Genomic DNA, 11,563 nt, shown 5'->3' with positions numbered 1-11,563 from the left:
ATTTGGCAAAAAGAGCCAATTCCTAATAATGTATAATGCCTTATCTGCTTGCTTCTTTGAAAAATGGAAAATATTGAGGTAAAGGGACGAATGGAGCAAATTCCAACGTACCAAGTCCCTCAAAGAACAGTTAGCCGCACTCCAAAGCAAAAAAGCACAGAATGACTACCAAGAGCTTTTGGATTACATGAAGAATAACAATCTGTCTGCCGGCGAAGTTCTCAGCAAAATTAGATAAAGAAAGGAGGAGGAGCGTTTACGCGCTCCTCCTCCTTTCTTTATTTGGATGCTTGCCCTATATCAGCTCAAATTATTCATCATTTTTTCGTAATTGCAAACAGTTACTTTAAATTCCCTTATGTATTCTTCTATTGTGTTTTCAAATGGATGAGCTCCTTGCCATTCTAAAAAGCCAAGGATGAAGGTAGTGACGATGTGGGCGCGAAAATTTGGCTTTTCCAGCTTTATTCCTTGCTTTTCCTGTAACGTAAGATATTCCCGAGTTATGATTTGTTGCATATCATGTGCAATATCTATTTTATCGGTATGGATTTTTTTGAGAAGGTTGAGCTTAGGGATTGTTGTGATGAAGGTGTGGAGCAGAGATTCCATTATGGTCTTATTGTCTGCTCCAGTCAAGGAGGCTGTTATGCGTTCATGAATTCCGGTCTGAAATTCCTGTAATGTCGCAGCAGATATTTTTTCTGCTAAATCGTATTTGTCAAGGTAGTGGGCGTAGAATGTCCCTTTGCTAATCAATGCCTGAGTTAGTATTTTTTGTACTGTGATTTTATCAAAGCTATGTTCCTCTAAAAGGGTCATAAATGCTGCTTCTATACAGCGTTTTGTCTTTACGACTCGTAGATCTTCATTACTGGACATTTTCTGTGCCTCCGTATAGATAATAGACTTTTTTATACACTGTGTATAGTTATTATACCATACATTTCAATTTGTCTGTTGATTTCAGCGTATGATTTCAAGATAATAAAATCAATAAATGTAATCAGAAGGGAGAAGATTATAATGGTTCGTTTTGTTAGATGGTATGCTTTGGAAATATATACGCTAATCGCGTTGATTTTTTTGACTTATATGGGAGTTGTTGGGACTACAACATTCACACAGAAAGCGATGGCGGTATATACCTTGTTATTTGTTCTGCATGAATGGGAGGAAAGTAGATATCCGGGAGGTTTTTTGGATAATGTAGTAGGAAAGATAACCGGTATACTAGCCCCGGAAGAACTCAAACGCGCCAGTCGTATCCCTACGGGGATTTTATTGCTAACATTCACAATGGTGCCGTATTTCTTTGATAGCCAGCCTCTATTTCTGATTGTAGCTACTAATCTTTGCATTTTTGAAGGTCTTATTCACATTGCAGGCATATGGTTGGCAAAGCTGGATGCACCATACACTCCTGGCATGATAACAGCAGAACTTGAACTGGCGGCTGGCATCTATGTATATGCACAATTGGCAAATAGTGGTTTATTGCATATGTCAAATATTATATGGGGAGTGATTATATTCATTGCCTGCTTTGTTGCTATGCAGCGCTCTTTATTGGCTATGACAGGCAAAGGATATGGTGATGTGATAAAAACTATTAAATCAAAAAAGTCTGCATGAATATGTCTTAATGATATTATCCGAGGAGAAGTCCTTTCCTAGTAACATAACCATAATATCATATATCATGGAAACTCCATTGTTCCCCGCGTAAGCGGGGCGATTGGTGGTGAGCATATCTCCCACCTCGTTGCGACACGAACGAAGTGAGTTAGTCCTTTAGGGAAACGCTAATTGGAAGATTTTTCTTCTAAAAGAAGAAAAATTTGAACAATGGCGTTATAAGAAAATAACACCCATCATCATAAGTAGTGTGATGATAGGTGTTATTTTAATGTTTTAATAATGTTAAATATTACTGAAGGGCTTCCTTCAAGGTATTCATGTTGTTGCGCATGGTTACAAGATAAGCGTCCATGGCATCTGCATTGGCTTCTCCGGTTACCACAGGATCAAGGGTGAAAATTTTTGCTCCGGTTTCACGGGCAATGGTCTGGGCTGCACTTGGGGAATACTGTGGCTCTGTGAACAGGACCTTGGAGGACAGTGGCTTTATCTGCTGAATCACCTCCTGCAGTTCGCTTGGTGTTGGCTCACTGCCTGGTTCACGTTCTACAACGGCAATAATATTCAGGCCGAATTCCTGGGCAAAATATGGAAAGGCTTCATGGAATGTAACAATATCCTTGTGCGGAACTTTGTCAAGGGTATCATGCATTTCCTTTTTCAGAGCATCCAGCTTCTGGATATAAGCATCCGCATTGGCCTGATAGGCATCAGCATGCTTTGGGTCGGCTTTTTTTAGCTGTTCAGTGATGTTTTTTACCTGCTGGATGTCGGCAGTGACGCTAAGCCAAAGGTGTGGGTTCTTTTCACCGTCAGTTTCCAGCAACTCCATGTCCTTGGAAGCATCAATCAATGTGAGCTTTTTCTGTTCCTTTATGACCTTGTCCAGGAAGCTCTCCATACCGGCACCATTGGCGATTAAAATATCAGCATTTTCCAGAGTTTTCATGTCCTCTGTAGTCAGCTGATAGTCGTGAAGACAACCGGTTTGAGGCTTGGTCATGTTGGTTACAGTAACACCATCAACCCCTTTTGTAATGTTGATGGCATCTATGTACATAGGATAAAATGTGGTAACAATGCGTACAGAGCCATCCTTGTTGTCAGATTTATCTGCTGTGGTGTTGGCTGTGTCGGAACCACAGCCTGTAAGTATAAGGCACAGGGCTGCTGTTAGACATAATAAGAGCGATTTAATGTTCAAAACGAGTACCTCCCTTAAAAAAATATGTAAATCATCGTAAGATATACTATTACAATACATTTTTTATGTCAATGATGATGGGCAGAAGCTCTTTGCTTATATGAATAATTAGGCGTATAATTAAACGTGTTGCTATAGTAATAATTTTTAGCAATTTACTGGTGTAGTATAAATTTTTAGGGGGATTATCTTTATGTCAGAAACATGTAATCACGATTGCAGTTCATGCGGTACAACCTGTGGGGAGGATACCCGTAAAACCGGGGATATGTTTGAAAAGCCAAATGACCTTAGTACTATTCGTCACACCATCGCTGTTGTCAGCGGTAAGGGCGGCGTTGGCAAGTCCATGGTAACTGGTCTGCTTTCCGTAGCCATGGCCAGAAAAGGGCGTCATGTTGGTATTATGGATGCAGATATTACCGGTCCATCCATTCCTAAGATGTTTGGTGTGACAGGTGAGGTTCGTGGCAGCCAGGCCGGAGCTTTTCCTGTTGCTTCTGCCGGGGGAATTGATGTGGTCAGCATGAATCTTTTCCTGGAAAGCAATACTGATCCAGTAGTATGGCGTGGCCCGGTTATCAGCGGTGTTGTAAAGCAGTTCTGGTCCGATATTATATGGAATGACGTTGATTATCTCTTTATAGATATGCCACCGGGAACCGGTGATGTTCCTTTGACGGTAATGCAGTCCATAAAGCTGGATGGTATTATTATTGTCACAAGTCCTCAGGAGCTGGTTTCTATGATCGTTGCCAAGGCAGTGAAGATGGCCTCTACAATGAAAGTTCCTATTTTGGGACTTGTGGAAAACATGAGCTATTTTGAATGCCCTGATTGTGGTAAGCATCACCATATTTTTGGCGAAAGCCATCTGGATAACATCGCCAAGGAGTATAAGCTTGATGTTTTGGGCCGTATCCCAATGAAGCCGGAGCTGGCTACAAAATGCGATGCAGGACAGATTGAAACTGTAGAAGATATATATTTGCATGATGCTGCGGAAAAACTGCTGGATCTGGAAAAATAAAATTTAAAAACACCTATTAGGGATTAACTGCTACCCCTCAAGAGGACAGAAAATCCTTAATAGGTGTTATGTTTTATACACAGCTGTTTAAAAATTAGTCAAAGGTAATTTTTCATGATCAATATCTCCTAAATTTATGTTCAATGTATTTGACTTATTTTACGTCCTTAAGGACAAAGGTGGTCAGCAGTCCTGTCAGGGCAAAGAGGGGGAGAATATAGAAAACATACTCCAAACCATGGGTATCTGCCACCCAGCCCAGCATTGGGGCAATAACCCCACCGGCACTGAAGCCTATTCCCAGTGTAACTCCCGAAGCCATACCAATGTTTTTCTTTAGGTAGGTCTGGCCCAATACCACCATCGGTCCTACACAGGCATAAAGAGCAAAACCGGCACAGCCAACAATAACGTAAAGCAGAGCCAGATTATGGTTGAAATTAAAGGCCAATAGCGCCAATCCCATAACAGTCATACTGATTCTGAGTACAAAGCTGTTGCCCCATCTGTCTGCAGCATAGCCGCCCATCCAGTTGGTAAATATACCCACCATGGCCAGAACAGTAATGGTAACACTGCCCACCGCCTCACTTTGGTTAAGAATATTAACACAATACAGTGGCAAAAAGGTGGTAAGGGAGGTGTAAAGGGCAGCCCGGACAATAACAAAAATCGTAAGGCGGCTAAAGGCGTTCCAGTCATTTTCCTTATTATCAGCCTCATCATTGGCCTGCTGTTTGGCAATATGCTTTACCATGCGTCTCATTCTGGGCATAAGAAAGGCTATTATGGAGCTCATTATAATACAGAAGCCACCAAAGAAAATAAGGGCATCCATTCCCCAAATAGTTGCCAGGGAGGCCCCCAATATAGGTCCAATACAAAAGCCCGCACTGCCTCCAGTGGAGAAAATACTCATACTCAGGGCCTTGTTCCCCTCTGACAGGCCATTTACCATTCTGGCTGCTTCAGGATGGAATATGGCATTTCCTATTCCCATAAGGGTTACGGCCACAAAAATAAGGGTATAATCGTGGATAAAGGCCACGGAACCTAAGGAGAGTCCACTGAGAAGGATTCCCAGGGGCATAAGATAGGCATAGGATTTTTTGTCTGAAATGTAGCCTATAAGAGGTTGAATGATGGAAGACAGGAAGCTGGAGGCAAACATAAGGCCAGCGGCCAGCTTGTAATCCATACCATATAGCGTAACGAAAAATGGCAATAGTCCCGGCAGGGCACCTGTATTTATGTCACAGCTAAAGTGTCCAGCTGATAATACGTAAAGATATTTTTTATTCATGAACCCATCTTTCCTTTCATATCGCAATATGCTTTAAGGCATACGTCAATAATAATGTTATTTATACCAGATGTCAAAAAAGGAGCTTGAAAGAGAAAAAAGCAGGAAAATAATATTCACTGTCAAATTATCATAAGGGAATGATAAATATTTTTAGGTGGAGTTAAAATTTTAAAGGGGTGTCTTTAATGGATAAGTCAATGAAGTTTAAAATCTCGAGACGTAATTTTTTAAAAATGGCTGGTGTTGCTACCACCGGCATGATGCTTTCCAATATACCTAGTAAAAGTATTGCCCAAGCCAAGGCCGTTGCAAAGGGCTCTTGTTCCTACGGGGGACGTGATATTCCACTGCTTTATGAAGCTGATGTCTGTGTACTTGGAGGCGGCCCATCTGGTATAGCAGCTGCTGTAAGTGCCGGGAAAAAAGGCGCAGAGGTTTTGCTGGTGGAGAAGGGAATAACCTTGGGTGGACTCCAGACCATGGGTAACGTTATTCCTTGTATGACCACCTGGGCTCCAAACAGTGATACCTCATTTGTTACAGATCTGAAAAAGCATTTGGAAAAGTACGGCATAGATTATGATGACCATAATGAAAAAAGTGAGGTAGGAATATGGACAAATCCTGAGGCTCTCAGTTACATTTACGATGAAATGTGCCTGGAGGCCAATGTGGAGGTGCTGTACAATACTACATTTGTTGATGTACTAAAGAAGGGGCATGATATTACCCATTTAATTGTGCAGACCATAGATGGATTGAAGGCCATAAAAGCCAAAACCTTTATTGATTGCTCCGGGGATGCCATTTTGGCCCGTACTGCCGGTGTCCCAAGTGAGCATGGCTTTGAAAAAACCGGGAAAAATCAGCCTATGAGTTTTCGCTTTGAAATGGGCGGCATAGATTTGGACAGGGTTTATCAGCATGTAACGGTGGAGCTGGGGGATGATTTCTGTCCTACCAAGCCACCTCATTATGAATTTGCAGAAGCCCGTCATCGTACCAACCAATATGTGCTGGAAAAATTCATGGTGGACGGCATAGCCTCCGGGGAACTTACCGAGGAGGATGCAGAGTATATGCAGGCCTTTGCTATTGTGGGAAAGCCTGGTACTATATCCATGAACTGTCCTGAGCTGCCTTTGCAGTACAGTGCATCAGATCCGCTATCCTACAGTCGCGGCGTAATTGCAGGTCGGCAGATGATACATCGTATTAGCCAGTATTTCATTAAACACATGCCAGGATTTGAAAAGGCTTATCTGGCCAAGGAGGCATCCATGCTGGGGGCAAGGGAATCCTGGAGAATTAAGGGGAAATATTATCTGGTAGAGGATGATTATCACAATCAGAGCCGATTTAAGGATGCGGTGGCTAGAACGGCGTGGTTTATTGATGCCCATGGGGAGAAGGTAAGTGAGAAGCTGCCAAAGGGGGCTTATTATGAAATCCCTTATCGGTCCCTTGTAGCTGATGAAATTTCCAACCTTATCGTGGCCGGTCGTTGTATAAGTGCCAGCTTTATATTACAGGCCTCAATGAGGATACAGCTTACCTGCATGAGCATTGGCGAGGCTGCCGGTATTGCAGCTGCCTGGGGACTACAAAATAATATAGCTGTCAATGACATAAACTGGGATGAAATTCCAGCCAGCCTTCGCAGCTATGTAAGTAAATAAATAGTATTTAAGCTGATTACGGGTAGAGGTGATTGGTACTAACATAATAGGCATCCTGCAAATTAATGTAGGATGCCTTTTCGATTGTAAGCAGGAAAAATCCATGTTCGCATTGAAATAATCCAATGTATGGTAATGAGTAGGGATAATTCGGATGAAAGATTGTTAGGGGGATTATCATGGATATGAAGATACTTGTTACGGGAAGAAATAAAGAAATTGCCACTGATGTATGTAAGCATTTGCGGGTGGATAGAGGTGACCAGCCGGTAAAGTGCAATCCTGTAAGAAGGATATTGTTTGAAGTTATTTTGGCGGAAATCCCCAAGGTAATAATCATTTGTTTGCGGGATGAAACCAAGGACACCGTACAGCAATACAATATACTGCAAGACGCGGTAAGGCGGGGCTTGTGCAAGGTTATTGTCATTACCAGTGGCAGGGACGAAAAGACATTTGTGAAGCATACCAAGCTTGGCCGGGTGCAGTTCCTTTCTAGACCGGTGTCTTTATTTGCCCTGTTTGAAATACTCAAGACTACCGAGGAAGAATTGGATACACAGCAGGCTTCCTATAGGGAATATGTAAATGATGCTGGGTTGCGGGCGGATAACAGAAAAACAGTATTGGTTGTTGATGACGATACAGAACAGCTACTGCATATTAAGGATCAGCTGGAGGAATTTTATAATGTTGCTCCTGTCAAATCTGGAAGTGCGGCCTTTAAATATCTGGAGAAGCATAAACCGGATATTATCCTTTTGGACTATCTTATGCCGGAGCAGGATGGCGCGGAAGTATTAAGTGAGATGCGGCAAAACGATGACTACAAGGATATCCCTGTAATATTCCTCACCGGCGTGTCAGAAAAGGAAACGGTTATTAAATTGTTATCAGAGTTTAAGCCACAAGGTTATATTGTTAAGCCTTCAAAGAAATCTGAAATAGTTGCCAAGATAATAGATGTTTTGGGGTGAAGCACATGGAATATGATTTGGCTTGGTTGGAATCTATGGGGTTGGATACACAGACCGGCATAAATTATACTGGCCGTTTTGATAAGTATTTATCAGCTGTTTACCGTTTTTTTAGTAATTATGGGAAAAATAAGGCTAAGGTGGAAAAGTATTATGGGGTGCAGGATTACGAAAATTTTATGATTGCAGTTCATGCCCTGAAAAGCAATGCGAAAATGATTGGTGCCATTGAGCTGGGCCAGCATTTTGAAGGGCTGGAAATGGCCGCGAAAAATCATGAAGTGGATTATGTGAAGAATAATTTGGATGCCGTAATGAAGGAATATGAGGACCTTGTAAATAAAATTGCCCCATTGGGGCAGACCGGTGTCGTTCTGGCAGCAGATGAGATAACTGCTGAGGAGGCCAAGAGGGTTAGTGAAGAGCTTTTAGCGGCACTGGATGATTTTGATGATGAGCTTTCCAAGGAGCTTGTTCAAAAATTGGCGGGGTATCCTTTTAGGGTGACCCAACGGGAAAAATTAAAGATTGCCCAGGAATATATTGAAGATTTCCTTTATGATGACGCGGCGGCAATAATCAGGGAAATTATACCGTCCATTGAATAAAAGATTTGTCCGTTGTAAAATTTAGGTGACAATGAAGGGGAGATACTTATGAAGGCGAAAAAGAGCTCCATATCACGATGGCTGCCATTTGTGTTTATCATAAGCTATTTTGCCATAGCAGTTGTCACCATTTTTATCGTATATGTCAGATTTGAAAGCCACATGGTGGAGGATTATTCCCGCATGGCTGATGGTGTGACCAAGCTTATGGAGAAGCCACTTGATTTGTCCAAAATGGATTACTACATGAATGAAAATTATGGTAATCCTGAATATGATGAAATCCTAAAATATTATTACTCGTTGAAAGAAAATTATCCCGATGTAAAATATTTGTATGTATACCGCTTCTATTATGAGGGGGATAAAGCAGCTGCCAAGGTTATTTTCGATTTGGATGAGGAATACACCGATACACCGCCTCAGGAAAGTATTGATTGGATTGGTGATACTTATTATTTGGATGATCCCTTTGCTGCGAAGCTGGAACAGATGCGGACGGGGAAGGAGCCGGTTTTTTATGCAGTTCACAGTAAGGAAAATGAGTATCTCCTGTCTTTTGTAAGGCCCCTTTTTGATGAAAATGGCAACTATGTTTGCAGCCTTTGCGTAGATTTTTCCATGGATTATGTTCATGGGAAATTCATGGTGTTTGTTTTAAAAATGATGCTGATATTGGGCCTTATTATGGCGGTAATATTAGCCTTCAACATCTATGTAATAAGAAAAGCTGTAACGGAGCCTCTGGATAAGATAAGCAGTACCGCCGATGGGTTCAAATTCGAAACGGAAGACGATTGCTCCAATAATATTAAGCAGCTGGAGAAGTTGAATATAAAGAGCAGTGATGAGATAGGCATGCTGTATCGCAGCTTCATGAGCACCATGAAGGAGCATCTCTATTTCATGACCCAATTAAATCGGGCCACTGTAGAAATCGCTGCCAAGGATATGGCCAACAGAGCCAAGAGTAATTTCCTTGCCAATATGTCCCATGAAATTCGTACTCCAATGAACGCCATTATCGGTATGGATGAAATGATTCTTCGGGAAAGCAAGGACAGAAAAATCAGAAAATACGCCTCGGATATAAGAAGCGCAGGGCGAACCCTTTTGTCTATTATCAATGATATTTTGGATTTGACAAAAATAGAATCCGGCAAGATGAAGCTTATGCCTGTGGATTACGAGTTTGCCTCTGTATTAAATGATATCGTTAATATGACTCGAAACAAGGCTCAGGATAAGGGCTTGAGCTATGAGCTTGTAGTGGCACCGGATATACCATCTGTCCTCCGTGGAGATGAAATCAGAATAAGGCAGATAATCCTCAATTTAGTAAACAATGCTATTAAATACACAGCAGAAGGAAATATAAAAATAGATATATCCTTTAACCGCGGAGAGGGAAAGCTGCGGTGCGAGGTGCAGGATACTGGTATGGGGATAAAGAAAGAGGCTATGAATAATCTCTTCACTTCTTTCCAGCGCCTTGATGAGGTCCAGAACAGAAAAATAGAGGGAACAGGCCTTGGCCTCAGTATTACAAAGCAATTGACGGAAATGATGGGGGGCTCGGTAACCGTCGAGAGTGAATATGGCAAAGGCTCCACCTTCGTTTGTGAAGTGATTCAGGAGGTTGTGGACGGAAGTCCTATTGGCAACTATGTGGAGCGGCTGGAAGCCTCAGAAGGTATGGGGGAGGCTTTTAAGGCAAGGGTTGTGGCTCCTAAAGCCCGCGTCCTTATTGTAGATGATAACGAAATGAATCTGGAAGTAATTACGAGCCTTATGAGTGCCACAAGAATGAAGATTACTACTGCCATGTCCGGGCAGGAGTGCATTGATTTGGTTCGTGAATTTGCCTATGACATGATTTTCATTGATCAGATGATGCCGGAGATGTCGGGCATAGAAACCTTGCAGATTATAAAGCAGGAGCATATTGCCGATAAAACCCCTATTATTGCTCTTACCGCTGATGCAATAGTTGGCTCCAGGGAGATATATATAAAGAAGGGCTTTACGGATTATCTTTCCAAGCCTGTCATGTACCAGGAACTGGAGAAAATTTTAGATAAGTATCTTGCCAGCAATTTGATGTTATCTCAGGAGGAAATTGATGCTGAGACAAAGAAACAGATGGGGGATGGTAACGAAAAGCCTATAATTCTCGTTATTAATGAATCCAAGGACAAGTTGAATGAGTTAAAGGAGCTAATCGGCGATGAATACAAGGGGGTATTCGTCAGGGACGAGGAAAGTGCCGCCAGATATATGCAAAAGCATTCTGTAGCTTATGTAATAAGAGATGGCGGGAAGACTGGTATAAAATAATCAGGAAACTGATTGTTTCATAAAAGCAAGCAAGGAGGTAAATCGAAATGGAAAAGAATAGTAGCGTTATGTTTGTTAGGTTGCTTGTTGCGATGTTTATGTTTGCAGCTGTCAGCTGGAACATGTCAGGTTGTGAGGCGGCCCAATGGGAGCGGGTAGTCTCATCTGCGACAGAAACCGCCGAATTAGATGTGTCTTCAATTCGAAGGGTGCATTTTCCAAATGCTGGTGCCAATGTGGTTTGTCTGGTAAAGGTTATTGCCGCGGATAATTCTTATGTTATTTCCCAGGTTGCTTTGAGAATTAATAATGGCAATAAAGAAAGTGCGATGATGTCCTGTACAGTGTACGATGCAAATGGCAACGTTGTGGGTCAGGACCCAGGAACCGGTGAGCCATCTGCTGCTGATTATGAGATAGTCAGCCCGGGCAGTCATGGTGAAGCCCTTTTTGATAAAGCAATGTACTATGCGCAGTAAACCAAACGGCACCTTGCCTTTTGCAAGGTGCCGTTTCATTTAAGTAGACTAATAAAACCAATTCTTTTATTAGTAGCTTACAATTTCAAGCATTTGACAATATGTGAAAATAGTTGTCTTATGTCAAAAGGATTGGGTCTATGGACAATAGCAATAAACAAATAAGGATTTTTTTCAAAAAATGTGTTGAATTAATCAATTATATATTGTATAATACATCTTGTTTGATTTTCCTATGGGGGCGTAGCTCAGCTGGGAGAGCACATGCCTGGCAGGCATGGGGTCACGGGTTCAAGCCCCCT

The 11,563-nt window shown here is 41.9% G+C and carries 10 protein-coding genes; 7 read left to right on the top strand and 3 right to left on the bottom strand.

What is annotated here, in order from left to right; translation table 11 throughout:
* Positions 1–300 precede the first annotated feature (300 nt).
* A complete protein-coding gene (locus tag ACKI5G_RS11175) occupies positions 301–882 on the bottom strand; it encodes a TetR/AcrR family transcriptional regulator (RefSeq protein ID WP_407400382.1) in 582 nt (193 codons plus the stop codon).
* A 144-nt stretch (positions 883–1,026) separates the two neighbouring features.
* Between ACKI5G_RS11175 and ACKI5G_RS11170 the strand changes: the two genes are divergently transcribed.
* Positions 1,027–1,635: a hypothetical protein gene (locus ACKI5G_RS11170; protein ID WP_407400380.1), complete on the top strand. Its 609-nt coding sequence runs from the start codon at positions 1,027–1,029 to the stop codon at positions 1,633–1,635.
* A 295-nt stretch (positions 1,636–1,930) separates the two neighbouring features.
* Here the strand turns inward: ACKI5G_RS11170 and ACKI5G_RS11165 are convergent, their stop codons facing one another.
* On the bottom strand, positions 1,931–2,845 hold the full coding sequence (locus tag ACKI5G_RS11165; RefSeq protein ID WP_407400378.1) for a metal ABC transporter substrate-binding protein: 915 nt from the start codon (positions 2,843–2,845) through the stop codon (positions 1,931–1,933).
* Positions 2,846–3,038: 193 nt separating this feature from the next.
* On the opposite strand from ACKI5G_RS11165, the gene ACKI5G_RS11160 reads away from it, so the two are divergent.
* Positions 3,039–3,875 (top strand): P-loop NTPase, encoded by an 837-nt coding sequence (locus tag ACKI5G_RS11160; RefSeq protein ID WP_407400376.1) that lies wholly within the window; start codon positions 3,039–3,041, stop codon positions 3,873–3,875.
* A 154-nt stretch (positions 3,876–4,029) separates the two neighbouring features.
* Here the strand turns inward: ACKI5G_RS11160 and ACKI5G_RS11155 are convergent, their stop codons facing one another.
* A complete protein-coding gene (locus ACKI5G_RS11155) occupies positions 4,030–5,178 on the bottom strand; it encodes an MFS transporter (RefSeq protein WP_407400374.1) in 1,149 nt (382 codons plus the stop codon).
* A gap of 188 nt (positions 5,179–5,366) precedes the next feature.
* Between ACKI5G_RS11155 and ACKI5G_RS11150 the strand changes: the two genes are divergently transcribed.
* The 5 genes from ACKI5G_RS11150 (at position 5,367) to ACKI5G_RS11130 (ending at position 11,261) form a co-directional block, all read left to right on the top strand.
* Complete coding sequence (locus tag ACKI5G_RS11150) at positions 5,367–6,860, top strand: FAD-dependent oxidoreductase (RefSeq protein ID WP_407400372.1); 1,494 nt, start codon at positions 5,367–5,369, stop codon at positions 6,858–6,860.
* Between the two features lie 179 nt (positions 6,861–7,039).
* Positions 7,040–7,837, top strand: coding sequence for a PleD family two-component system response regulator (locus ACKI5G_RS11145; protein WP_407400370.1), 798 nt, complete (start codon positions 7,040–7,042; stop codon positions 7,835–7,837).
* Positions 7,838–7,842: 5 nt separating this feature from the next.
* Positions 7,843–8,445, top strand: coding sequence for a hypothetical protein (locus ACKI5G_RS11140; RefSeq protein WP_407400368.1), 603 nt, complete (start codon positions 7,843–7,845; stop codon positions 8,443–8,445).
* 48 nt (positions 8,446–8,493) lie between these two features.
* The gene (locus ACKI5G_RS11135; protein WP_407400366.1) at positions 8,494–10,782 is read left to right on the top strand and encodes an ATP-binding protein; all 2,289 of its coding nucleotides are present in this window, start codon (positions 8,494–8,496) and stop codon (positions 10,780–10,782) included.
* Between the two features lie 47 nt (positions 10,783–10,829).
* Entirely contained in the window at positions 10,830–11,261 is a 432-nt protein-coding gene (locus tag ACKI5G_RS11130; protein ID WP_407400364.1) for a hypothetical protein, read from the top strand.
* Positions 11,262–11,563 lie beyond the last annotated feature (302 nt).

Origin of the sequence: Anaerovibrio sp., assembly GCF_045637405.1 — a bacterium.
Classification (GTDB): Bacteria; Bacillota; Negativicutes; order Selenomonadales; family Selenomonadaceae; genus Anaerovibrio.
The sequence above is the reverse complement of the archived record's forward strand: the minus strand, read 5'-3'. Positions and strand labels throughout refer to the sequence as shown.

What these genes read in the sequence shown, in the direction of transcription:
- ACKI5G_RS11175 (WP_407400382.1), bottom strand. Translation starts at nt 882, where the DNA reads ATGTCCAGTAATGAAGATCTACGAGTCGTAAAGACAAAACGCTGTATA.
- ACKI5G_RS11170 (WP_407400380.1), top strand. Translation starts at nt 1,027, where the DNA reads ATGGTTCGTTTTGTTAGATGGTATGCTTTGGAAATATATACGCTAATC.
- ACKI5G_RS11160 (WP_407400376.1), top strand. Translation starts at nt 3,039, where the DNA reads ATGTCAGAAACATGTAATCACGATTGCAGTTCATGCGGTACAACCTGT.
- ACKI5G_RS11155 (WP_407400374.1), bottom strand. Translation starts at nt 5,178, where the DNA reads ATGAATAAAAAATATCTTTACGTATTATCAGCTGGACACTTTAGCTGT.
- ACKI5G_RS11150 (WP_407400372.1), top strand. Translation starts at nt 5,367, where the DNA reads ATGGATAAGTCAATGAAGTTTAAAATCTCGAGACGTAATTTTTTAAAA.
- ACKI5G_RS11145 (WP_407400370.1), top strand. Translation starts at nt 7,040, where the DNA reads ATGGATATGAAGATACTTGTTACGGGAAGAAATAAAGAAATTGCCACT.
- ACKI5G_RS11140 (WP_407400368.1), top strand. Translation starts at nt 7,843, where the DNA reads ATGGAATATGATTTGGCTTGGTTGGAATCTATGGGGTTGGATACACAG.
- ACKI5G_RS11135 (WP_407400366.1), top strand. Translation starts at nt 8,494, where the DNA reads ATGAAGGCGAAAAAGAGCTCCATATCACGATGGCTGCCATTTGTGTTT.
- ACKI5G_RS11130 (WP_407400364.1), top strand. Translation starts at nt 10,830, where the DNA reads ATGGAAAAGAATAGTAGCGTTATGTTTGTTAGGTTGCTTGTTGCGATG.